The sequence below is a fragment of the Halorubrum persicum genome (genome assembly GCF_002727125.1).
Taxonomy (GTDB): domain Archaea; phylum Halobacteriota; class Halobacteria; order Halobacteriales; family Haloferacaceae; genus Halorubrum; species Halorubrum persicum.
In genome coordinates this window covers 59,877-82,289 of record NZ_NHOA01000147.1, presented here as the reverse complement: position 1 = coordinate 82,289, position 22,413 = coordinate 59,877, and the positions used below count along the sequence as shown (strand labels likewise).

The window sequence follows — 22,413 nt, the reverse complement described above, 5'->3', positions numbered from 1 at the left end:
CATCCTGGTGGTCACCGCCGGCAACCACTACGAGTCGTTGATCAAGCGGCGCGCGACCGGCGCCCTCTCGGGGCTGACGACCGCGATGGATCGGGAGATCCGGACCGAGGAGGGTGAGACGGTCGCCGCCGACGCGGTGGATCCCGGCGATCGCCTGCTCGTGCGCCCCGGCGAGCGCGTCCCGTTCGACGGGACTGTCGCCGACGGACGCGCCGCGGTCGACGAGGCGCTGGTCACCGGCGAGTCGCTCCCGGCGACGAAGCGCGAGGGCGACGCGGTCCGGGGCGGCACCGTCGTCACCGACGCTCCGCTGGTCGTCGAGGTGGGCGAAGACGCCGAGAGCACGCTCGACACGCTCGTGCGGATGCTCTGGGAGATCCAGAGCTCCCGGTCGGGGATCCAGCGACTCGTCGACAGGCTCGCGACGGTGTTCGTCCCCCTCGTCGTCACCGTCGCGGTCCTCGCGACCGGCGCGACCCTCGCGCTCGGCGCCGCGCCGACCGAGGCGGCGCTGATCGGCCTCACGGTGCTCATCGTCTCGTGTCCGTGCGCGCTCGGGCTCGCGTCCCCGCTCGCGGTCGCGGCCGGGATCCGCGACGCGGCCCGGCGGGGGATCGTGATCGTCTCCGACGCCGTCTTCGAGGAGGCCGCCGACGTCGACACCGTCGTCCTCGACAAGACCGGCACGCTCACCGACGGGGAGATGCGGCTGATCGAGACCCGGACGGACGGGGCGGACCCGGAAACCGTTCGGAGGCGTGCCGCGGCGCTGGAGCGCGCCTCGGTCCACCCGATCGCGGAGGCGATCGTCGCGGGGACGGAGGGGGGCGAGGCGGAACGCGGCGAGTCCCCTGCCCGCTCGACCACAGCCACCGACGGCGGCACACAGACCGACGACGGCACCGCGATCGACGGCAAATCACCGACCGACGCCGACACGCCGACCGGAACCGAGCCGCCGTCCGCCGCCGCAGACGCCACGGTCACCGACAGGGGGGTCTCCGGCCGGATCGACGGCGACGAGGTCGTTGTCGGTCACCGCTCGCTGTTCGAGGGCGACGGGTGGAGTGTGCCCGATCAGCTCGACACGGTGGGCGAAGAGGCCCACGAGGCCGGCCGCGTTCCCGTGTATGTCGGCTGGAACGGGACCGTCAGGGGGGTGCTCGTCGTCGGCGACGAGGTGCGTGACGGCTGGGAGGAGGTCGTCGGCGACCTCGCGGCGGACGGGCGCCGGATCGTCGTGCTCACGGGTGACGCTCCGGCCGCGGCCCGACGGTTCGCGGACCATCCCGCCGTCGACGAGGTGTTCGCGGCGGTCCCGCCGGAGGGGAAAGCGGAGACGGTCCGGCGCCTGACCGCGACCGAGCGCGTCGCGATGGTCGGCGACGGGAGCAACGACGCGCCCGCGCTCGCCGCCGCCGACATCGGTATCTCCGTGGCCAGCGGGACCGATCTGGCCGCCGACGCCGCCGACGCCGTCCTGCTGGAGGACCGCCTCGCGGCGATCCCGGAGCTGTTCGCGATCACTCGCGGGACGAACCGCCGGCTCAAGCAGAATCTCGGGTGGGCGCTCGTCTACAACGCGGTCGCGATTCCGATGGCCGTCTCGGGCGTCCTCAATCCACTGTTCGCCGCGGTCGCGATGGGGACGAGCAGCCTCCTCGTGGTGTCGAACTCCGCGCGCGCCGTGTACAAGGCTGACACGCGTGAGTGATCCGATCGTCAGCCGTTCTTCCGCCGCCCCGGAAGGAGCCGCCGCGCCAGCGCGCCGAGGCGCTTGTACGCGAGATTGACGTACAACCCGGCGAGGAAGACCGTCCCCGCGACGAGCGGGAACTCCGACGCGCTGTTCCCGAGGATGACGCCCGACAGCAGATAGATCCCGACGCCGAGCGGCAGGGCGGCGGGCAGCCGGAAGTTGTACCGGAGCAGGTCGCCGGTCGAACTGTCGAACTCCTCGATCAGCGCCGTGAAGACGAACCCCAGCGCACCGAACAGGCTGAACGCGTACACGTACGGCGGGACGATCCCCTCGGCGATTCGGTCCAGCTCCGAGAAGGGCACCTCGTACGCGACGACCGTGCCGCCCATGAGGAGGACCATCAAGAGCAGGTCTACCCCGATCACGACGAGGCCGATACGGGAGCGGTACCACACGCGACGGACCCACTCGCGCTCGGCGACCGACCGATCCGCGGACTCGCCTCTCGTCGATCGATGGCCACCCCCCTCGCCGCCGTCCTGAATGTCGACCGATTGATCGGTCATCTGTGTGGGTTGTTAACGTGAAATAATAAACGTGTCCCGGCGTAAGCAGTTCTTCCCCGCCGCACCGTCTCGTCGGCGTCCGCGCCGTTAGTGTCCGCGCCGTTACGCCGTCGCGCCGACGTACGGCTTGACCGCGCGGAGTATGGCGTCGACATCGTACTCGTCTTCGGTCTTGTCGAAGACGATCTCGTCGTCGGCGCGCACGACGAACACGCCGTCGTCACCCGTGATCAGCGCGACCTCGTCGACTCGCTCGCCGAACTGCTTGAGGATCGCCTCCGAGACGTCTTGGGCGCGATTCAACATGCCGCACGGGACGCAGTACTCGACTTCGATGCGTGTCATGCGAGCGATGGTAGGGTGCGAGCGATGTTAAATAGGCCGTTGCCGCGATCAGATCACCAGCGCGTCGAAGACGACGGCGAACAGTAGGAGGCCGAGGTAGGCGTTCGACGCGTGGAACGCGCGGAACGCCGCGTCCTCGGTCTGTTCGTAGTGGAGCCGGACGACCGCCCAGAGGAACAGCCCGCCGACGGCGACGCCCACGACGGCGTAGAGCGCGCCGAGCGGCTCGGCGACCGCCGCGAGCGCGACCGCCGCGGCGAGGGTCGCGCCGAGGTACCAGACGATGTGGCGGCGCGTCGTCGTCTCCCCGCGGACCACGGGCATCATCGGGAAGCCGCCGCGCTCGTAGTCGTCCTTGTAGGCCAACGCGAGGTTGTAGAAGTGTGCGGGGGTCCACAGGAAGATGACGAGGGCGAGCAACAGGCCGCCACCGCCGATCTCGCCGGTCACCGCCGCCCAACCGATGAGGGCCGGCAGCGCGCCGGCGGCCCCGCCGATCACGGTGTTTTGCACCGTGTTCGGCTTCAGGATGAGCGTGTACACGACGCTGTAGAACACGATGGCGACCAGGCCGAGCGCCGCGGTCAGCGGGTTCACCGCCCAGAACAGGCCGAGCGAGACGAGCGTGAGGAGCCCACCGAACGCGAGCGCGTGAGGAACCGGAACGAGGTCGGTCGCCAGCGGGCGGTCGTTCGTGCGCTGCATCCGCTTGTCCACGTCGCGCTCGAGCACGTGGTTGAACGTCCCGGAGGCGCCGATCGAGAGCGCGCCGCCGACGAGCGTCGCGGTGACCGCGTACGGCGTGAACCCGGGGCCGCCGGCCAGCGCCATCGCGGCGGCGGCGACCAGGCAGAGCAGCCACATCAGCCGCGGCTTCATCAGCCGGAAGTACGCCGCCGCGGTCGCCCGCAGCCGGGGAATCGTCGCGGTCGGCACGTCCGGATCGGGCGCATCCTCGACCGGCGGGAGGTCGTCTGTCCCGGGCTCGAAGTCGACCGGGGCGTCGTCCGGGTCGCCGGTCTCGGCCTCCAGCCACCACGCGAGCCCGGCGAGAACGGCCCCGAAGATGGCCATCCCGAGGAGGAGATGGAGCGAACCGACCGCGGCCGGGAGCTCGCCGACGGCGACGAGCGCGCCCACGCCGGCCTGTGCGGGGTACACGACCAGGGCGAGGGCGAGCGCGCCCCGGACTCGCCGGTCGGCGCCGTCCTGCCACGCCAGCGCCGCGGAGAGGGCGACGAGGAGGCCGACGACGACGGCGAGGGCGCGGTGCCCGAGGGCGATCCAGCCTTCGGTCGCCGTCGGGAGCGCGGCGCCGTTCCCGCAGGCGGGCCAGCCACCGCAGGCGCTCGCCGCCTCCGTGAGTGAGGTGGTGGCCCCCACGACGACGAGGAGGTAGACGCCCATCGCCGCCGCCGCGAGAACCGCGGGGAATCGGTCGGGTATCGTCACTTGGGCAATCTTAGGAACCGATCCATATATGCTCCGCGCTTCACCGTACCGTCCGCGTTCGTCGCTGCGACTGCGGCCGCTTCTCTCGTCCGCGGTCGTCGTTCCCGTCCCGCGGCTATCCCCGGTCGCCGCAGTCGCCGTCGCGGTCCGGCCCCCGCCGTTCTACGATCCGATCGACGATGTCGCCGCTGGAGAGCAGTTCGTCCTCGTACCGGGGATCTCGGGCCGAGGCGCGCTCCACCCGGCAGTCGATGCCGCGCTCGGCGAGCGCCTCGGCGATGTCCCCCTCGTCGTGGTGCTGATCGAACCCCAACACGATCACATCGGGACCGAGGCGCTCGATGGGGACGAACACGTCTTCGGGGTGGCCGAGGTGCGCCTCGTCGACCGCGCCGAGCGCGGCGACCATGTCCCGGCGCTGCTCGGCACAGAGGATCGGCGCCGGCTTGTGCGTGACGTTGGGACGGCGGGCGACGATGGCGTGGAGCTCGTCGCCGTACGTCGCCGCGTTCTCCAGGTAGTGCACGTGGCCGGGGTGAAGCAGGTCGAACGTCCCCTGCGCGACGACCCGTGTCATCGGAACCACGAGAGGAGACCGCCGGCGTCGCGTCGCTCCTCGCTGATCTCGCGGTCGATGTCTTCCTGTGTGAAGTCGAAGAAGTGCTCGTCGGGGACCTCCACGTCGAGCACGTCGAGGGTCGTTTGGGCCCCCTCGTTGTCGAACGCCTTCCAGTCGCCCCACCCGTACGGCGCGCCGGCGATGATGTGGACCTGACCTTGTCCGAACGTCGCGAGATCGGCGTCGCTCGGCCGGAGCACGCCGTTCGGGTGGGAGTGAACGGAGCCGACCGCGCGCATGTCGTTCGGTTTCATGTGGGTGCGGACGGTGGCGCTCGTCGGATTCGACTCCGTGCCGGGGATGACGAGCACGTCGGTGATCACCTGCCCGTCCCGATCGAGGTCGAGCTTCCGGGCGTCGTCCGCGCGGAGGAACCCCATGTACTCGTCGGGGTGGCTCTCCTCGCTCGCCTCGAGGACGAACTCCATGGTCTCCCGGGCGATCCCGAGGAGTTCGTCCGAGCGGAACAGTCGCATACGCGAGCGAAGGCACCGTCGCCCCATATGGATTCCGGACCGCGGAGCAGGCGGTCGTCGATCGGCCGTCCGAACGGCCGGTTCGCTGCACCCGACCCCCCCGAGACGCGAGAGAACAGGCTTAACATCGGCCGTTCCCGAGAAGTGCCCATGAGCGAGAACACCGCCGGGGATTCCGGCATGCGGGGCGATTCGAGCCCCGAACCCGACGCCGACGCGGCGGAGGGGACGGCCGACGACCGGCCGATCGTCTACGATCTGGCACCGGACTGCACCCTCGAAGACGCCGCGGTCGACGCGCTGTATCACGCCGAGGTCAACGGCGTCGTCGACTACGGCATCTTCGTCGACGTCTCCGACGCCCTCTCGGGGCTCGTCCACGAGTCGAACCTCGACGACGACTACGCCGTCGGCGACCGGCTGGTCGTCCGACTCACCGAGGTGAAGGAGAACGGCGACGTGGCGTTCGACGACGTGGCCGCCGCCGACTACCGCACTGAGACCGTCGCTCACGAGCCGACCGTCTCCCGCGTCCGCGGGCTCACGCCCGGTGACGAGGTCACCGTCGAAGGGGAGGTCGTCCAGGCGAAACAGACGGGCGGTCCGACGATCTTCGCCGTCGCCGACGCCTCCGGCGTCGTCTCCTGTGCGGCCTTCGAGGAGGCCGGCGTCAGGGCGTATCCGGAGGTCGCGGTCGGCGACATGGTCCACGTCAGCGGGACGATCGAGACGCGCGAGAACGCCCTCCAGCTGGAGGTCGACTCGCTGAAGCGGCTTCCCGAGGAGCGGGCGACCGAGGCTCGCGAGCGCTTCGAGGCCGCTCTCGACGAGCGCGCCGAGCCGGCCGACGTCGAGCCGCTCGTCGAGTGGGAGGCGTTCGAGCCGATCCACGACGACCTCCGGGAGCTGGCCCGCCTGCTCCGTCGCACCGTCCTCTCCGGCCGCCCGATCCGCGTCCGGCACCACGCCGACGGCGACGGCATGTGCGCCGCGATCCCCGTTCAGCTCGCCTTGGAGAACTTCGTCCGCGACGTGCACGAGGATCCCGACGCGGCCCGACACCTGTTCAAGCGGCTCCCGAGCAAGGCGCCGTACTACGAGATGGAGGACGTGACCCGCGACCTGAACTTCGCGTTGGAGGGCCGCGCCCGCCACGGGCAGAAGCTCCCCTTCCTCCTGATGCTCGACAACGGCTCGACCGAGGAGGACGTGCCCGCCTACGAGAACCTCGCGCACTACGACATTCCCATCGCGGCGGTCGACCACCACCACCCCGACCCCGAGGCGGTCGAACCGCTGCTCGACGCCCACGTGAACCCGTACCTCCACGACGAGGATTACCGGGTCACGACGGGGATGATGTGCGTCGAGCTCGCCCGGCTCATCGACCCGTCGATCACCGAGGAGCTCGAACACGTCCCCGCCGTCGCCGGGCTCTCCGACCGCTCGAAGGCGGAGGCGATGGACGACTACGTCGCGCTCGCGGAGGAGGCCGGCTACGACGAGTCCGACTTACTCGACATCGGCGAGGCGCTCGACTACGCCGCGCACTGGCTCCGCTACTCCGAGGGGAAGACGCTGGTCAACGACGCCCTCAACGTGGGGTGCGAGGACGAGGACCGCCACGAGGAGCTCGTCGAGTTCCTCTCCGAGCGCGCCCACCGCGACGTGCAACGCCAGCTCGACGCCGTCGACGACCACGTCGAGCACGAGCGGCTCGCCTCCGGGGCACACCTCTACCGCATCGACTTAGACGAGTACGCTCACCGGTTCACGTACCCCGCGCCCGGGAAGACGACCGGCGAGCTCCACGACACCCGCGTCCAGGAGACGGGCGACCCCGTCATCACCATCGGTTACGGTCCCGACTTCTGCGTGCTCCGGTCCGACGGCGTCCGGCTCGACATCCCGAACATGGTGACCGAGCTGAACGAGGAGCTTCCCGAGGCGGGCGTCTCGGGCGGCGGCCACCTCGTCGTCGGCTCGATCAAGTTCGTGAAGGGGCGACGGAGCGCCGTCATCGAGACGCTCGTCGAGAAGATGGCCGACGCGGAGATCGACGAGGCGCTCTCGTCGACGGCGGCGATCGACGACTGACGCGGCCCGAAGGGGGCCTTCGCCCGCGGCGCCCCCTCACACGAACGCTACTTCTCGACGCGCGACGACTCCAGCGCCCGCCAGAGCGGCTCCCAGCCCGCCGAGCAACCCGACCGGTAGGTGGACGCCCCCACCCCGCCAGTCGGCCGCGTACGCGCGGGCGTAGAACTCCGCGACCGACCGGTCCTCGATCGCGAGCAACACCTCCCTGTTCTCCGTCGCCGCGCCCTCGTTCCAGTTGAGGCTCCCGACGACGGCGGTGTCGTCGACGACGAGCCCCTTCGCGTGAACTTTCCCGAACCGACCGCGCGGCTCGGAGACGGCCACCTCGATCGGCTCGCCTTCGAGCGCCTCGACGAGCGCGCGGTTCGCCTCCCGGTCGTACCACGCGCCGGACACCAGCAGGTGGACGTCGACGCCGCGGTCGGCGGCCCGTCGGAGCGCGCGGACGATCCGGTTGTCCGGTCCGCCGGTCCGCGGCACCACGCCCAACACGCGGTCGTCGGCAGCGTCGATCCGCGCGACCAGGCGATCGGCGGCGTTCCCCGGGGTCGTCAGGAGTTCGACGTCCGCCGTCGACGGCGCCGGCGTCTCGAACCGCGTCGGATAGCTCCCGTTCGCTTTGCCCGACCCGTGGAACTCGGTGTCGTTTCGGAACTCCGACCAGGGCATGGCGTCGTCCGCCGCCGCGTCCTCACGGAAGAGTGCGGCGAGGTCGTCCGCGGTCGTCTCGTCGGCGGCCGCCGCCCGAGAGCGCCCGGTGACGACGCCCCAGCCTCGGTTGGTCCGCCCGCCCGTCCCGGACGCCTTCCAGTTCTCCGTGAGGACGACCGCGCGGTCGTCCGCCACCGCGTACTTGGCGTGGTGGAAGCGGAACCGCTCGGGGTCGCCGTCGAGCACGCGCACCTCGACGCCGGCGGCCGCGATCCGGTCGAGGAGCCGCGCGCTCCGCGCCGAGAACCCGCCGACAGGCGACCCCTCGACGAGGACCCGCACGTCGACGCCGCGGTCGGCGGCCGCGACGAGCAGGTCGGCGACGCGCTCCGACCCGAGCGTGTAGCCGGCGAGCAGCAGGCGGTCGTCGGCCGCGCGGAGCGGCTCGACGGGTACCTCCGGGCTGTCCGGCAACACGAAGGGTGTCACCGTCGCGTTTTCCGTTCTGGCCGCGGGCCGCGGGTCGTACCCGCGCGGCCGCCACTCTCCCCAGTCCGCGCGCCAGCGGTGCCCCTCGGGCGCGCGGTCGTAGTCGACCACCGCGACCGCCGTTCCGTTGCGGCGAAGCGCGATCCGGTCGCCCGACGCGGCGAGCGGAAAGTAGCCGTCGAGCGCCCGGAGCTCCGGCTCGCCGACGCCGCCGCTCCCGGCTACCGCTGTCTCGTCGTCGAGCAGCGCCGTCGCGTTCGCGGGGTCCATCGAGAGCGCGACGACGCCGGTCGCGTTCGCCGGGATCGGCTCCTCGTGGTAGCCGTCGGAGAGCGACCAGTTCCCCCGCTCGGGGAGGCGGACGACCAGGTACTCGCCGCGGTTCCCGGTCGCCGTCGGATTCGGAAACAGCTCGAGGATCCGCGGCTGCATCGCCACGAGCGTCCGGTTCTCCGGGCGGTCGTTCGACTGCTCGGCGACGCCTTTCGGGTCGGGCGCGGGGACCGCCGTGTCGGTCCCGACGCCACTCGCGGCCGAGGCCGGCGTGGCGGCCGTCAGGACGAGCAGCGCGAGCGCGACGGCGGTGACGCTCGCGATCGAGCCGCTTGCGGGGTGGGACGGTGCGGGCGACACAGAATCTCTGCCCGCGGCATGCGATAAGAGGAGTCGGTCGGACGGCGTCGGGGTGCTGACGCCCCGGCGTTACGCGGTCGGCGCCGGCTCGTCGAGCGCGCGCTCGGCCTTCTCGGCCTCGGTGGAGACGATGAAGGAGTGTTCGTCCCCGTACTCGGCGACCGCTTCGAGCGCTTCGCGCGTACCGATCTGGCGGAGCGCCCAGCCGGCCGCCGCGCGGACGTCGTCGGAGTCGTCGTCGGCGAGCGCGTCGGCGAGGGGGTCGATCGCGCGGGTGTCGCCGATGAGCCCGAGCGCGCGGGCGGCGTGGGGGCGCACGAGGTCGGCGGTGTCGCCCTCGGGGTCCAGCTCGTTCGCGAGCGGCTGGACGGCCTCCGCGGCGCCGATCTCGCCGAGGGCTTTGAACACGGCCTTCTGCAGCTGCGGGTTCGAGTCCTCCGGCACGTAGTCGACGAGGGTCTCGGTCGCCTCGTCGGCCGCCATCTTGCCGAGGATCCGGATCGCCGGCTGGCTGCGCTTCTCGGCGCGGCCGAGCAGCTCTTCGACCGACGCCTCGGTCTTTCCGCGCTTCCCCATGCGTTCGAGCGCCTCGAGGCAGTGGCGCTCCATGAAGTCGGACTGCAGCGAGTCGAGCGCGAGCAGGATCATGTCGACGTTGCCCCGCGCCTCGTGCTCCTTCAGCGCGGCCCACTCGACGGGGAAGTCCTTGTAGTGGCCGAGCACGTCGTAGTACCCCTGCGCGCGGAGTTGCTCGTGGGTCTCGAGGTCGTCCCACTCCTCGGCGTCGTCGAGACCCGCCTCGAGCCCGTCCGTCGCGTCGAGCAGGGCCGAGATCGTCTCGGCGTCGTCGTCCGGGTCGAGGTCCGCGTCCGCGACCGCCTCGGCGACGGCGTCGAGCGCCGCGACGAGGTCTTCGATCCGGTCGCCGTCGGCTCCCTCGGCGGCGTCCGCGTCGGCCGCCTCGAGGTCGGCGGTATCCGGCTCGATCTCGTCCGCGTCGACCCCGTCGTCGACGGCGTCCGCCGCCGCGTCGAGGAACGCCACCACCGCGTCCGCGGCGTCGTCGCGACCGGCGGCGGTCCACTCGGTGTCTTCGAGCGTCGACGCCGCCCCTTCGACCGCGTCGACCACGTCCTCGGCGTAGGGGCCGCGGGCCTCCTCGACGCCGTCACGAAGCTCCTCGATCCGGGATTCGAGGTCGCCGCGCGGGTCGTCGGCGTCCTCGTCGTCCTCGTCCGGTTCGGGGAGATCGGCCTCCTCGAGGCCGTCCTCGGCGTCATCGAGGAGTGCGTCGATGTCGTCGAGGTCCGCCTCGGTCTCGGCGTCGTCGAGGCGATCCGCGATCTCGTCGAGGTACTCGTTCAGGGACTCCTCGGTCGCTTCGTCGGGAAGCGTCGGCGCGGCGGCCGCGTCCGTCGACTCGCCGGCGCCGCCTGCCTCCTCCGCGTCGTCTGCGGCGTCGGCCCCCTCGGAGGCGTCGGCCGGGTCGTCGTCGCCGTTGCTCATACACCACAAACTGGACGCGTACTCCATTAAGACGTTTCCCTTCGCGGGCGGTATCGGCGGCGGGTACAGATCGAAATTGCATTTCTTAGAAAAACGTTTTCAACATTAGAAATTCTTCTTGTTAAAGTAAAAACGATTAAGTGGGTGGCGCGCGTAGTCGGAAGTAGACATGAGCACGCAGAAAGAGGCCCGTCAACAGTACGGAGACGTCCACGAAAGCGAAGCGCTGCGCATTCCTGAAGAGAAGGCTGAACAGCTCGTCGACGCGCTCAACTCCGATCTCGCGGCGACGTACGTCCTCTACCACCAGGTGAAAAAGCACCACTGGCTCGTCGAGGGCGCCGAGTTCCACGACATCCACGAGTACCTCGGCGAGGTCGCCGCGGACCTCGAAGAGGGCGCTGACGTGCTCGCGGAGCGCGCGCAGGCGCTCGGCGGCGTGCCGCTCTCGGGCGGCGCGAACTACGAGGAGCACGCGCCGGTGAGCCCCGAGGACGCCGACGCCTACGACATCCGCACCTCGCTGGAGAACGACCAGGAGATCTTCGGCGACATCATCGAGCAGCTCCGCGAGCACATCCAGCTCGCCAACAACCTCGGCGACTACAACACCGAAGAGCAGCTCCGCGAGATCCTCGAAGACGTCGAGGAGCACGGCCACCACATCGAGCACTACCTGGAGGACGACACTCTCGTCACGCAGGGCACGCTCGAATAGGCGTCAGCGATCCGGCGATCGCCGGCGGTCTCCCGTTTGCGGCCTCGCATTTCTCCGTTTTCGCAAGATAGCGGCGCCCACGTGGGAAGACACGACCTATCCTGACTCCCTGACGCCCTGACCCGTAGAGCGCTAGCGCCCCGACTCGTAGAACTCCTCGCGGTACACCCGACCGAACGCGTTCCGGCGGAGGGTGCTCGCGGCCGCGTCCGGTTCCTCTTGGTACGTCGCCGCGATCACGGTGTCGGCGAAGGGGATCGGGTGCCACACCACGTTGTCGACGTTGTCGGACCCGAGCTGGACCACGTCGTCCTCGTCGAAGTCGCTTTCCGCGAGCCACTCGTCGAACTCCCCCTCCCCGCCGACGTGCACTGCGAGCAGCTCGGCGAACGTCGCGTCGCGCGCGGTCCGGACCACCTCGGGCGTGACTCGCTCGTCGTACTCGTCGGCGTCGAACGACATCGCCTTCGTCGCCTCGCGGACGACGACCTGTGCGACCGGCCCGACGTCTTCGTACCGCTCGAGCGCGTCGGCGCGCGTCTCCGGGGCGAACGTCCCTCTGGTGTCCATACCCGCCGTTCACCGTCGACTGAAAAGGGCGTTCCGTTACGCGGACGGCTCGTCGGCACCGTCGCCGTCGTCGCCGGCGGCCGCGTCGCTCTCGCCGTCCTCGTCCTCGCCCGCCTCCCGCGCCATCTCGCGGGCCTCGCGGATCGCCTCGGCCACTTGCGGATCGGTCCCGCCGGCCGAATCGACGGCTCCCGGGCCGCCGGCGGTACGGTCGTGGCCCGCGTGGTCGTGGCCCGCGTGACCTCCCTGACCGCCCGCGCCGACGCCGTCGTGCGCTCCGAGATCGACGTTCGGTCGCCCGCGATCGACCGTGTCCTCGAACACCTCGTGGTACTCGGCCGCCTCGGCGTGCGGCGTCACCTCGGCCGCGAGCTCCGCGGGCTCCCGGTCGCCCCAGTCCGGCGCGTGGTCGTCGAGCCACGCCTCGTGATCTCCGCCGTGCAACATCGCCGTGAACGCGAGGTGGTGGGCGAGGTGCTCGCCGTCGCGCTGCGGGATCTCGCACACCGGACACGCGTATCCCATTGGTGAGCCGCCCTACGACCCCGGCTCGTAAATCGGCGTCGGACCGGGAGGCGCTCGCGAGCCGCCGCCGGTGTCGGCGGCGTCGTCCCCTCCCCCGCCACCGGGTGTCTTCCGCGGCTATAACAGCAACTTTATCACTCGCACGGGGCGAATTTCGCATAAGACTACTCCGTTAGGAGGTCCAACAGTGACTGAAGCCAACACACAACCGGAGGTGAACATCGGTCTCGTCGGTCACGTCGACCACGGGAAGACGACGCTCGTGCAGGCGTTGTCCGGCTCGTGGACCGACCAGCACAGCGAGGAAATGAAACGCGGCATCTCGATCCGGCTGGGATACGCGGACGCGACGTTCCGGCGCTGTCCCGGCGTCGACGCGCCCGAGTGTTACACCGTCGACGAGGAGTGCGAGGACGGCTCCGAGAGCGAGCCGATTCGGACGGTCTCGTTCGTCGACGCGCCGGGCCACGAGACGCTGATGGCGACGATGCTCTCCGGCGCATCGATCATGGACGGCGCCGTGCTCGTCGTGAGCGCGACCGAAGACGTCCCGCAGGCGCAGACGGAAGAGCACCTGATGGCGCTCGATCTCATCGGGATCGAGAACGTCGTCATCGCGCAGAACAAGGTCGACCTGGTCGACCGCGACCGCGCGGTGGACAACTACCAGCAGATCCAGGAGTTCGTCGAGGGCACGGTCGCGGAGGACGCGCCGATCGTCCCCGTTTCCGCGCAACAGGAGGTCAACCTCGACCTGCTCATCGACGCCATCGAGACGGAGATCCCGACCCCCGACCGCGACCCGGGCGAGAGCGCCCGCATGTACGCGGCCCGCTCGTTCGACATCAACCGTCCGGGCGCGACCGCTGCGGACCTCAAGGGCGGGGTCGTCGGCGGCTCGCTCGTCAGCGGCGAGCTGTCCGTCGGCGACGGGCTGGAGATCCGACCCGGCCGCGAGGTCGACGAAGAGGGCCAGACGGAGTGGCGCCCGCTCGAAACGACGGTGCGCTCGCTGCAGGCCGGCAGCAACGACGTGGAGTCCGCCCGTCCGGGCGGGCTGCTCGGCGTCGGCACCGGACTCGACCCGAGCCTGACGAAGGGCGACGCGCTCGCGGGACAGGTCGCCGGCGAGCCCGGCACGCTCCCGCCGACGCGCAACGAGTTCGAGATGCAGGTCGACCTCCTCGACCGCGTCGTCGGGAAGGAGGACGACGAAAGCGGCGAGAGCGACATCGAGGACATCAACACCGGCGAGCCGCTGATGCTCACGGTCGGCACCGCGACCACGGTCGGCGCGGTGACGAGCGCCCGCGACGGCGAGTGCGAAGTGAGCCTCAAGCGTCCGGTCTGCGCCGAGGAGGGCGCTCAGATCGCGATCAACCGGCGCGTCGGCGCGCGCTGGCGGCTCATCGGCGTCGGGACGCTGTCGTAGCGTGGTCGACGACGCCCGCGCGGACGATCCGGAGCCGACTCCCGCGGGCGGCGCCCGTTCCGAGGGGCTCGCGGGAGACGGTCCCGACGGCGCTCCGCTCGTCGCGCTCGACGCGAGCGCCCTGATGGCGCCGGTCGAGGCCGACCTCCGGCTGTTCGAGGAGCTCGATCGGCTCCTCGGCGCCTACGAGGTCGTGGTCCCGACGGCGGTCGTGTCGGAGCTGGACCGGCTGCAGGGCGGCAACGGCGAGGCGGCGACCGCGGCGAGCGTGGGCGCGGACCTCGCGACCCGGGCGGAAGCGGTGGAGACGACAGAATCGTACGCCGACGACGCGCTGGTCGAACTGGTCTCCGAGGGCCGGGTCGACGGCGTCGTCACCAACGATCGACCGCTGGCGAACCGAGTGCTGGAGGCGGGCGCACCAGTAATCGGTTTAAGGGGTCGGAACACACTGGCGATAACGGAACCCTAGCGGACGCGGACAACCAACGAATATGTACAAACGAGTTCGACTCAAGGATACGGTGGAGGTGCCGCCGAAACACCTGGCGGACGTCACCGACGAGCGGGTGAAAGCCCTGCTGCAGGACAAACTGGAAGGACGAATGGACGAGGACGTGGGGAGCGTCGTGAGCGTCATCGAGGTCCACGACATCGGCGACGGCGCGGTGTTGCACAACCGCCCCGGCGTCTACTACGAGGCCGAGTTCGACGCGCTGACGTACGACCCGGACATGCAGGAGGTCGCCGACGGCACGGTCGTCGAGACGGTCGAGTTCGGTGCCTTCGTCGGCATCGGCCCGGTCGACGGCCTGCTGCACGTCTCGCAGATCACCGACGAGTACCTCACCTTTGACGGGGCGAACCAGCAGCTCGCTTCCTCCGACTCCGACAAGACCCTCGGCGTCGACGACGCCGTCCGGGTGCGCGTGGTGACCAAGAGCATCGACGAGCGCAACCCGCGCGACTCGAAGATCGGGCTCACCGCCAAACAGCCCGGCCTCGGGAAACACGAGTGGTTGGAGGGGCAGCGACAACACCGCGAACAGACCGGTGAGGAGGCCGACTGATGGCCGAAGACCGCCTGGCGTGTCGTGAGTGCCACCACGTCAACGACCCCGACTCACAGACCTGCGAACACTGCGGGTCGTCGTCGCTCACCGAGGACTGGGCGGGCTACGTCATCATCACCCAGCCCGAGGAGAGCCAGATCGCGGACGAGATGAACGTCACGAAGCCCGGCTCGTACGCGCTGAAAGTCAGATAGGACGGCGGTTCGCGGCGACGGTTTCGGCCACCACTCCACCATGCTCACACTCCCCGACTCGCTGCGCGACGCGTTCAAGGAGCCGCTCGGCCCGGTGACGACGGACGCCGACGAACTGCTCGCGGGGGCGGCGGAGACCCGCGGCGAGCGGGTCGCGCCCGACGCCCCCATCATCGCGGTCGGTGACGTGGTCACCTACCACCTGCGGGAGGCGGGGCGCGTCCCCGACGTCGCGCTGATCGACGGAAAGACCGAGCGCGAGGCGGTCGACGCGGCGATCGAGTCCGCGCTCACGGCCGCGAACGCCCGCCGGATCCCGGTGGAGAACCCCCCCGCGTCGCTGTCGGCGGAACTGTTCGAAGCGCTCTCCGAGGCGCTCTCCGACGACGACCCGGTTATCATCGAGGTGACCGGAGAAGAGGATCTGGCCACCCTCCCGGCGATTCTCGCCGCCCCCGACGGTGCGAGCGTCGTCTACGGTCAGCCGGGCGAGGGGATGGTCCGCGTCGCGGTCACGCCGGAGACCCGCGAGAACGCCCGAGAGCTGTTCGAGGCGCTCGACGGCGACATCGAGGCGGCCTACAAGGCGCTCGGCCGGAGCCCCGGCGGAGATACGTGAGATCCGGGCGGAGACCGCCGAACGCTCGCCGCCGGCAGCACCCCCGCTTCGAAATCCTTTTACAGCTTTCGAGGCGATATACCCGTAACTGAACCATGGACGTCGATATCATCTCCGAAGAGGAGAACCCGATGTTGCACCGCACGGACATTCGTTTCGAGACGACCCACGAGGAGGCGACGCCTTCCCGTCTGTCGGTCCGTGACTCGCTCGCGGCCAAGCTGGACAAGGCCTCCGAGGAGGTCGTCGTCCACGAACTGGACACGAAGTTCGGCATGCGCAAGACGGTCGGCTACGCGAAGGTGTACGACAACGCGGAGGACGCGCTCGATGTCGAGCAGGAGTACATGCTCGAACGCAACAAGATCGGCGGCGAGGGCGACGCGGACGCCGAAGAGGCCTGACCACGCCGGATGCGCGTTCTCGGCATCGAGGGGACCGCGTGGTGTGCAAGCGCCGCCCTGTACGACGCCGAGGCCGACTCCGTTCTCATTGAATCTGACCCGTACGAGCCGGACAGCGGCGGCATTCACCCGCGCGAGGCGGCCGAGCACATGTCCGAGGCGATCCCCGGGGTCGTCGACGCGGTGCTCACCGCGGCCGAGGACGAACACGGCCCGGACGCGATCGACGCGGTCGCCTTCTCGAAGGGGCCGGGGCTCGGACCCTGTCTCCGCACCGTCGGCACGGCCGCTCGGTCGCTCGCGGGGGCGCTCGACGTGCCGCTCGTCGGCGTCAACCACATGGTGGCGCACCTCGAGATCGGTCGCCACCAGTCCGGCTTCGAGAACCCGGTGTGTCTGAACGCCTCCGGCGCGAACGCCCACCTCCTCGGCTACCACGACGGACGCTACCGCGTGCTCGGCGAAACGATGGACGCCGGGGTCGGCAACGCGATAGACAAGTTCACTCGTCACGTCGGCTGGGACCACCCCGGCGGCCCGAAGGTCGAGGCGGCGGCGCGGCGGTACGCCGAGGAGCACTCGGGCGATCTCCTCGACCTCCCGTACGTCGTCAAGGGGATGGACTTCTCCTTCTCCGGGATCAGCTCCGCGGCGAACGACGCGTACGACGACGGGGTCCCCGTCGAGAAGATCTGCTTTTCGCTGCAGGAGCACGTGTTCGCGATGCTGACGGAGGTCTCGGAGCGCGCCCTCTCGCTGACGGGCGCCGACGAGATCGTGTTGGGCGGCGGGGTCGCGCAGAACGACCGGCTCCGCGAGATGCTGGCCTCCATGTGTGCGGAACGCGGCGCGAGGTTCCACGCGCCGGAGCCCCGTTTCCTCCGCGACAACGCGGGAATGATCGCCGTGTTGGGGGCGAAGATGGCGCGGGCCGGCGACACCGTCCCGATCCCCGAATCCGCGATCGACCCGAACTTCCGTCCGGATCAGGTGCCCGTGACGTGGCGGTCCGGCGAGTCCGTCGCTCGCGGACGCGGTCCCGGATCGGATGCCGACGGGACCGATGCCGACCGGCGGGGCGCCGAAGCGACGGTGGAGTTCGTCTCCGAAGCGGACGGCGCCGGTGGTCGCCGCGTGATCAAGCGACGCGTCCCGAAGACGTACCGCCACCCCGAACTCGACCGGACGCTCAGGCGTGATCGGACGGTCGCGGAGGCCAGACTGACGAGCGAGGCGCGCCGGGCGGGGGTGCCGACGCCGCTGGTGCACGACGCCGACGTGCAACGGGCGACGCTGACGCTCCAGCACGTCGGCGACCGCGACCTCGCCGCCGTCGACGAAGGGACGGTGCACGCGCGGTCGGTTGGTCGGCACCTCGCGCGGCTCCACGCGGCGGGGATCGTTCACGGGGACCCCACCACGCGAAACGCGCGAGTCGGGGTGCGGGCAGCGCCGCAGGAGTCGGCTGCCGCGACCGAGGACGACCGGACCGCGCTCATCGACTTCGGGCTCGCGTACCACACCGGTCACGTCGAGGACCACGCGATGGACCTCCACGTGTTCGAGGGCTCCGTCCGCGCGACAGCGACCGACCCGGAACCGCTGATCGAGGCGTTCGAGGCCGGGTACGCGGCGGTCGGCGACGAGGGCGTTCTCGACCGGCTCCGCGACGTGGAGGGGCGCGGCCGGTACCGGTGAGCGGCGGGACGGAGGACCTGTGAGCCGCCGGGAGACGACGAACGGCGCCGAGTTGCGCCACGCTTTATATCCCCGGCGACTGATATGCCGGTATGGCAGACAAACCGTCTTCGGGGGAGATCCTCGGAATCCCGTACAACTTCGAGCGGCCGAGCCTCGGCCGGCTGCTCTCGTCGTACTGGCAGCCCGGCAAGGGGATGTTGGTGGAGAAGCCGTTCGGCATCGGCTACACGCTGAACCTCGCGAACTGGCGGTCGTGGATCGTCCTCGCCGTCGCCGGCGGGCTCTACTACCAGCAGACGCAGTCTTCGGGGGGCGCGAGCTCGTCCGACGACGACGCGGACGGGAGCGACGAGCCGGTCGAAGTGATCGTCGACGACGACTGATCGGGGGCCCCGACGGGGCGCGGTCGCCGACCGATCGTTGACGACGTTGACGAGCCGCCGACACCCGGTCCGGAAGCCGGTCGCGGCGAACCGGTTTTCAGTTGCGATTACGGGACGGCGTCATTTAAATACCAGAAGGCTGTACCGAAGGCAATGAAAGTCCAGTTCGAGTGCTCGTGCTCGGAGGAGATCTCCGAGTTCACCCGCGGGGAGGCGAGCCGCGGGGTCCACGTCGAATGCGGGAACTGCGGGGCGGTGTACGCGGTGACGATCACGGAACTCGACTAGGTTCGCGGTCGAGGTTCCGCTCTTCTGTCCCCTCTTCTGCTCACCTTCCACTCAGCCGTTATCGACCGGTCTCTCCCCGCTTCCGTCCGCGACCGTGTCGGCTCGCGCCGTACCGCTCCCGCGCGACGCCCGCTGTCTCGCCTCCGCCGTCGATGCCGTTCCCGCCGGGTCATCGACCGACTCGAACCGGAGTCGGACCGTCGTCCCGTCGTCGTTCGTCTCGAAGCCGACGGTTCCGCCCTGCGTCTCGCACATCCACTTGACGAGCCAGAGCCCGATGCTGCTCGCGTGCGACAGCGGCGTCTCCTCCTCGGCCCGCAACACCGCCCGCTCGTCGTCGGGGATCCCCGGGCCGTTGTCACTGACCGCTAAGCAGACCGTCGAGCCGCGCTCGGTGACTCGGGCGTCGACCCGGCGCGTCGACTCGTCGTTGTGCGTGACGGCGTTCTCGAACACCTCTCGGATCGGGTACTCGATCGACTCGTCCGCGCGGACCCACGCTTCGGCCGGCGCGTCGACGGTGAGCGCGACGTCCGCGCGGTCGACCTCCGCGGCCGCCTCGCGGACCGCGTCGGCGAGATCGACCCGTCCGCTCGGGGGTGCGGGCGACGCGTCCTCGATGACGCGCAGTTTCTCGCTGATCTCGACCACGTCGTCGGTCGTCTCCCGGATCGTCTCCAGACACTCCTGGCTCCGCTCGTCCTCGACCCGGTCGGCGAGCAGGTCAGTGTACCCCTGAATGACGTTGAGGTCGTTCCGCACGTTGTGGCGGAACACTCTGCTCAACACCTGCAGCTGCTGGTTCGAGGTTTCGAGCTCACTCCGGGCGGAAACCGCACGCCGCCGCTGATACGTCGTCGCACCGTAGAGCACCAGCGACGAGGCGCCGACCAACGCCCACCCGTCGACGACACGCGCCGGCGTCCACGTCGAGAGCGATCCGACCGCCGCCCCCACCGCGAGGTCCGCCGCGACGACGAACAGCGACCCCAGACAGAGATACGCGGCGGCGAGCTTCCGCGGGGATCGGTCGAAGACGAGATCGGATTCTAATTTCATTTATACTCTACTAAACCTCGAACAATTTCTGGCGTAACTAACGGCAGTCCCCGGGAGGTATTAAACTTTGACCGGCGTCACCACGACTTGCAGTCGGGGCAGACGCGGTCCCCGTCGTCGAGCCAGCGGCGCTCGACGCGGTCGCCGCACCGCTCGCAGTCGGCGCCGCCGGCGGTCCACGTCGCCGTCGCCGTGGCGGGCGTCGGCTCCTCGACACTCTCCCCGTCGTCCGGCTCCGCGGATGAGGAGTCGTCGTCTGGGGTCTCGGTCGTCTCGGTTTCGTCGTCTGTGCCCCCGGCCGTCCCGGTTTCGGCCGCGCCGGTGTCCGCGCCCGCTCCGCCGAACTCGTCGAGCGAGCGGTCCTCGGGCATCTACGCCTCCCGCCGGAGCCGCGCCACGACGTAGTCGCGCTCGAGCTCGCCCAGGAACTCGCCGAGCCGCGGTCCCTGGGTGTCGTCGAAGAAGAGGCGGTAGCCGGCGGCGAAGAAGTCGCTCACCTCTACGTCGTGTGCGCGCGCCGTCTCGTACATCTCCGACTGGATCGCGTCGCCGTCGTTGCCCGCAGCGACGAAGTCAGCGAGATCGTCGAGCGCGGCCGCGATGTCGCCGTCGAAGTCCACGTCGGGCAGCTCCGTCTGAAGCCGGTAGTCGTACTCGTTGCCGGTGCGTTCCGCCCAGCTGCGCGCCTTCTCGACGCGGGCCAGCGCCGCCTCGACAGTCTCGTCGTCGGCGTCGTCGGGGATGTGCCCCTCGTCGCGGGCGAGCCGCTCGCGGAAGGCGGGGTCGTCGACCATCCCGAGCACGGCCGCGAAGGTGTACGGGAGCCGGACGGGCTTCTCCTCGGGCGGGTCGTCCGCGCGCCCGACGACGAACGGATAGGCGCGCTCGGCGAAGGCGGTCAGGTCTTCGTCGTCGACCTCGCCGAAGTACGCGCGCTCGAACCGATCGAAGCGGTCGACGAGCTGGTCGAGCCGCTCGATGTCCAGGTCTCGGGCCTTCTTCGGGTGGAGCGCGAAGAAGTACCGGAGCACCGCGGGTTCGAGGAGCTCGAGCAGTTCGGGGACGGTGACGATGTTGCCGGCCGACGAGGAGAGCGGCTCGCCGTTGAGCGTGAACCACTCGTACACCATCGGCACCGGCGGCTCGCTCCCGAACACGTTCCGCGCCACGTCGACGCCGGAGGGCCACGAGCCCTCCGCGTGGTCCTTTCCGAACGGCTCGAAGTCGACGCCGAGCACGTCCCACTGGCCGGGCCACTCCAGCCGCCACGGGAGCTTCCCCTCGCGGAACGTGGCGGTTCCCTCGTGACCGCATCCCTCGATGACGTTGTCGCCGACCGCCATGTCGGTGCAGACGTACGCGACGGTCCCGGCGTCGGCGTCGACGCTCGTCACCGTCTCCGTGATCTTCCCGCACTCGGCGCACACCGGGTTGAACGGGACGTACTCCCCGTCGACCTTATCCTGGTACTTCGAGAGCACCTCGCGGACCCCGTCGAGATCCGAGAGGACGGTCCGGGTCACGTCGTCGAAGTCGCCGTCGGCGTACAGCTCCGTGTTCGAGACCATCTCGACCGGGATGTCCAGCCGGTCGGCGTCGGCCTTCAGCAGCGCGGCGAAGTGGGCGGCGTACGACTCGCGCTCGCCGAACGGGTCCGGGATCGCGGTGTACGGCTTCCCGAGGTTCCGACCGAGCGCGCCGGCGTCCACTTCGCCGAGCCCGACGATCTCGCCGTCCGCGTTCGCCAGCTTCCGCGGGAGCTTGCGGAGCGGATCTTTGTCGTCGGAGGTGAACACCTGCCGGACCTCGTGGCCCCGCTCGCGAAGCACCGCCGCGACGAAGTACCCCCGGATGATCTCGTTGAAGTTCCCGAGATGCGCGACCCCAGAGGGGGAGACGCCCCCCTTGATCACGATCGGCTCGTCCGGGTCGCGCGCCTCTACCTCGTCCGCCACCACGTCGGCCCAGAAGGCGTGGAACTCCTCGCCGCCGTCCTCGTCGCTTCCGTCGGCGCCGCCTCCTGCGCCGCCGGCCTCGCTCCCCTGCTCGGAGAGGATGTGGGGTGAGTCGGCGTCGCTCACGCGTCGCTCGCCCCCGTCCAGTAGGTCGGTTCGTCGCTCCCGGTCGGAATCACGTCGGTTCCGGTGTGGCTACCGCGGAGCACCGCGTCGACGACCGCGCTCGGGTCGGTACCGTCGAGGACGATCGACCGGATACCCGCCCGGTCGATCAGCTTGGCCGCGAGCAGGTCGACGGGCGCGGACGCCCCGGCGTTCCGACTCATGGGGAGGACGATGTCGACGAGCTCCGCCGGCGACATCGACCCGAACTGGGTCGCGTCCGGGTCGGCGTTGGGGTCGGCGTCGTACACGCCGTTAGCGCTCGTCGCGTACACCAGCAGGTCGGCGTCGATCGACTCCGCGAAGGCGGCAGCGACCGCGTCCGTGGTCTGACCGGGGGTCATCCCCCCCATCACCGACACCTCTCCGCGGCGGAGGGCGGCCGCCGCCTCCTCGTACCCCGTCGCCGGCGAGAGGTTCGCGCCGTCGTCGAGCGCGGCGATCAGCAGGCGGGCGTTGAGCCGGGTGGTTCCGATGCCGAGCTGATCGAGCTCGACCTCGTTCGCGCCCAAGTCGCGCGCGGTCTCGATGTACTCGCGCGCGACGCCACCCCCGCCGACGACGACGCCGACCTCGCAGCCGTCGGCCACCAGCCGCTCGATCGCCTCGGCGTACGCGGCCACCCGGTCGGAGTCCAGATCCGGCGCGAGCACGCTCCCGCCGATAGAAACGACGACTCTCATTACGGCGGAATACCCCTGTCGCGGTCTTAAGGATTATCAAGCGGAACAGGTGGGTAGGCGGAAACGGGAGATCGGCGACACGGGCGAGACCGGCCCTGCCGCCGG

Annotated in this window: 25 protein-coding genes; 12 read left to right on the top strand and 13 right to left on the bottom strand. The window is 70.2% G+C overall.

Going from position 1 to position 22,413, the window contains the following annotated elements; translation table 11 throughout:
- A partial coding sequence (locus tag DJ69_RS16090; RefSeq protein WP_099256541.1) for a heavy metal translocating P-type ATPase occupies positions 1–1,714 on the top strand: 1,714 nt, incomplete at its 5' end.
- An 8-nt stretch (positions 1,715–1,722) separates the two neighbouring features.
- Here the strand turns inward: DJ69_RS16090 and DJ69_RS16085 are convergent.
- The 5 genes from DJ69_RS16085 to DJ69_RS16065 form a co-directional block, all read right to left on the bottom strand.
- Positions 1,723–2,268, bottom strand: a complete 546-nt coding sequence (locus DJ69_RS16085; RefSeq protein ID WP_099256536.1) for a hypothetical protein — start codon at positions 2,266–2,268, stop codon at positions 1,723–1,725.
- A 102-nt stretch (positions 2,269–2,370) separates the two neighbouring features.
- Positions 2,371–2,613 carry a SelT/SelW/SelH family protein gene (locus DJ69_RS16080; protein ID WP_099256535.1) on the bottom strand — a complete coding sequence of 81 codons (243 nt, stop codon included), beginning with the start codon at positions 2,611–2,613 and terminating at the stop codon, positions 2,371–2,373.
- 48 nt (positions 2,614–2,661) lie between these two features.
- A complete protein-coding gene (locus DJ69_RS16075; RefSeq protein WP_099256534.1) occupies positions 2,662–4,065 on the bottom strand; it encodes a heme o synthase in 1,404 nt (467 codons plus the stop codon).
- A gap of 115 nt (positions 4,066–4,180) precedes the next feature.
- On the bottom strand, positions 4,181–4,642 hold the full coding sequence (locus DJ69_RS16070; RefSeq protein ID WP_180271848.1) for an adenylyltransferase/cytidyltransferase family protein: 462 nt from the start codon (positions 4,640–4,642) through the stop codon (positions 4,181–4,183).
- Entirely contained in the window at positions 4,639–5,160 is a 522-nt protein-coding gene (locus DJ69_RS16065) for a Mov34/MPN/PAD-1 family protein (RefSeq protein ID WP_099256532.1), read from the bottom strand. The genes DJ69_RS16070 and DJ69_RS16065 overlap by 4 nt, the downstream gene beginning before the upstream one ends.
- Before the next feature lie 150 nt (positions 5,161–5,310).
- On the opposite strand from DJ69_RS16065, the gene DJ69_RS16060 reads away from it, so the two are divergent.
- Positions 5,311–7,257: a DHH family phosphoesterase gene (locus tag DJ69_RS16060; RefSeq protein ID WP_099256531.1), complete on the top strand. Its 1,947-nt coding sequence runs from the start codon at positions 5,311–5,313 to the stop codon at positions 7,255–7,257.
- Positions 7,258–7,293: 36 nt separating this feature from the next.
- On the opposite strand, the gene DJ69_RS16055 is transcribed toward DJ69_RS16060, so the two are convergent.
- Both DJ69_RS16055 and DJ69_RS16050 read right to left on the bottom strand, forming a co-directional pair.
- A complete protein-coding gene (locus DJ69_RS16055) occupies positions 7,294–9,033 on the bottom strand; it encodes a phospholipase D-like domain-containing protein (protein ID WP_180271847.1) in 1,740 nt (579 codons plus the stop codon).
- 69 nt (positions 9,034–9,102) lie between these two features.
- Positions 9,103–10,539: a HEAT repeat domain-containing protein gene (locus tag DJ69_RS16050; RefSeq protein WP_099256530.1), complete on the bottom strand. Its 1,437-nt coding sequence runs from the start codon at positions 10,537–10,539 to the stop codon at positions 9,103–9,105.
- Positions 10,540–10,708: 169 nt separating this feature from the next.
- Here DJ69_RS16050 and dpsA point away from each other — a divergent pair, with 169 nt between their 5' ends.
- Entirely contained in the window at positions 10,709–11,257 is a 549-nt protein-coding gene (gene dpsA / locus DJ69_RS16045; RefSeq protein ID WP_099256529.1) for a DNA starvation/stationary phase protection protein DpsA, read from the top strand.
- Between the two features lie 132 nt (positions 11,258–11,389).
- Here the strand turns inward: dpsA and DJ69_RS16040 are convergent, their stop codons facing one another.
- Both DJ69_RS16040 and DJ69_RS16035 read right to left on the bottom strand, forming a co-directional pair.
- Positions 11,390–11,827: a DUF5809 family protein gene (locus tag DJ69_RS16040; RefSeq protein WP_099256528.1), complete on the bottom strand. Its 438-nt coding sequence runs from the start codon at positions 11,825–11,827 to the stop codon at positions 11,390–11,392.
- Positions 11,828–11,863: 36 nt separating this feature from the next.
- On the bottom strand, positions 11,864–12,352 hold the full coding sequence (locus DJ69_RS16035; RefSeq protein WP_099256527.1) for a DUF5810 domain-containing protein: 489 nt from the start codon (positions 12,350–12,352) through the stop codon (positions 11,864–11,866).
- A gap of 187 nt (positions 12,353–12,539) precedes the next feature.
- On the opposite strand from DJ69_RS16035, the gene DJ69_RS16030 reads away from it, so the two are divergent.
- The 9 genes from DJ69_RS16030 to DJ69_RS19060 all read left to right on the top strand — a co-directional run bounded on the left by DJ69_RS16030 (position 12,540) and on the right by DJ69_RS19060 (position 18,446).
- Positions 12,540–13,784 carry a translation initiation factor IF-2 subunit gamma gene (locus DJ69_RS16030; protein ID WP_099256526.1) on the top strand — a complete coding sequence of 415 codons (1,245 nt, stop codon included), beginning with the start codon at positions 12,540–12,542 and terminating at the stop codon, positions 13,782–13,784.
- A gap of 1 nt (position 13,785) precedes the next feature.
- Positions 13,786–14,256, top strand: coding sequence for a PIN domain-containing protein (locus DJ69_RS16025; RefSeq protein ID WP_099256525.1), 471 nt, complete (start codon positions 13,786–13,788; stop codon positions 14,254–14,256).
- A gap of 22 nt (positions 14,257–14,278) precedes the next feature.
- Complete coding sequence (locus DJ69_RS16020) at positions 14,279–14,854, top strand: DNA-directed RNA polymerase (protein WP_008007806.1); 576 nt, start codon at positions 14,279–14,281, stop codon at positions 14,852–14,854.
- Entirely contained in the window at positions 14,854–15,051 is a 198-nt protein-coding gene (spt4, locus tag DJ69_RS16015; protein ID WP_099256524.1) for a transcription elongation factor subunit Spt4, read from the top strand. The genes DJ69_RS16020 and spt4 overlap by 1 nt, the downstream gene beginning before the upstream one ends.
- Before the next feature lie 40 nt (positions 15,052–15,091).
- Positions 15,092–15,670, top strand: a complete 579-nt coding sequence (locus DJ69_RS16010) for a GTP-dependent dephospho-CoA kinase family protein (protein WP_099256523.1) — start codon at positions 15,092–15,094, stop codon at positions 15,668–15,670.
- Between the two features lie 95 nt (positions 15,671–15,765).
- Entirely contained in the window at positions 15,766–16,074 is a 309-nt protein-coding gene (locus DJ69_RS16005; protein ID WP_099256522.1) for a 30S ribosomal protein S24e, read from the top strand.
- Between the two features lie 9 nt (positions 16,075–16,083).
- Positions 16,084–17,772, top strand: a complete 1,689-nt coding sequence (locus DJ69_RS16000; protein WP_099256521.1) for a bifunctional N(6)-L-threonylcarbamoyladenine synthase/serine/threonine protein kinase — start codon at positions 16,084–16,086, stop codon at positions 17,770–17,772.
- Positions 17,773–17,864: 92 nt separating this feature from the next.
- Complete coding sequence (locus tag DJ69_RS15995) at positions 17,865–18,158, top strand: DUF5808 domain-containing protein (protein WP_099256520.1); 294 nt, start codon at positions 17,865–17,867, stop codon at positions 18,156–18,158.
- Positions 18,159–18,311: 153 nt separating this feature from the next.
- Entirely contained in the window at positions 18,312–18,446 is a 135-nt protein-coding gene (locus DJ69_RS19060) for a hypothetical protein (RefSeq protein WP_008847522.1), read from the top strand.
- Between the two features lie 51 nt (positions 18,447–18,497).
- On the opposite strand, the gene DJ69_RS15990 is transcribed toward DJ69_RS19060, so the two are convergent.
- From DJ69_RS15990 to pyrH, 4 genes are all read right to left on the bottom strand, one after another.
- Positions 18,498–19,505 (bottom strand): sensor histidine kinase, encoded by a 1,008-nt coding sequence (locus DJ69_RS15990; RefSeq protein WP_099256519.1) that lies wholly within the window; start codon positions 19,503–19,505, stop codon positions 18,498–18,500.
- A 77-nt stretch (positions 19,506–19,582) separates the two neighbouring features.
- Positions 19,583–19,876: a DUF7573 domain-containing protein gene (locus tag DJ69_RS15985; RefSeq protein WP_099256518.1), complete on the bottom strand. Its 294-nt coding sequence runs from the start codon at positions 19,874–19,876 to the stop codon at positions 19,583–19,585.
- On the bottom strand, positions 19,877–21,586 hold the full coding sequence (lysS, locus tag DJ69_RS15980; RefSeq protein WP_099256517.1) for a lysine--tRNA ligase: 1,710 nt from the start codon (positions 21,584–21,586) through the stop codon (positions 19,877–19,879).
- Complete coding sequence (gene pyrH / locus DJ69_RS15975; protein ID WP_099256516.1) at positions 21,583–22,308, bottom strand: UMP kinase; 726 nt, start codon at positions 22,306–22,308, stop codon at positions 21,583–21,585. The genes lysS and pyrH overlap by 4 nt, the downstream gene beginning before the upstream one ends.
- Between the last annotated feature and the right edge of the window lie 105 nt (positions 22,309–22,413).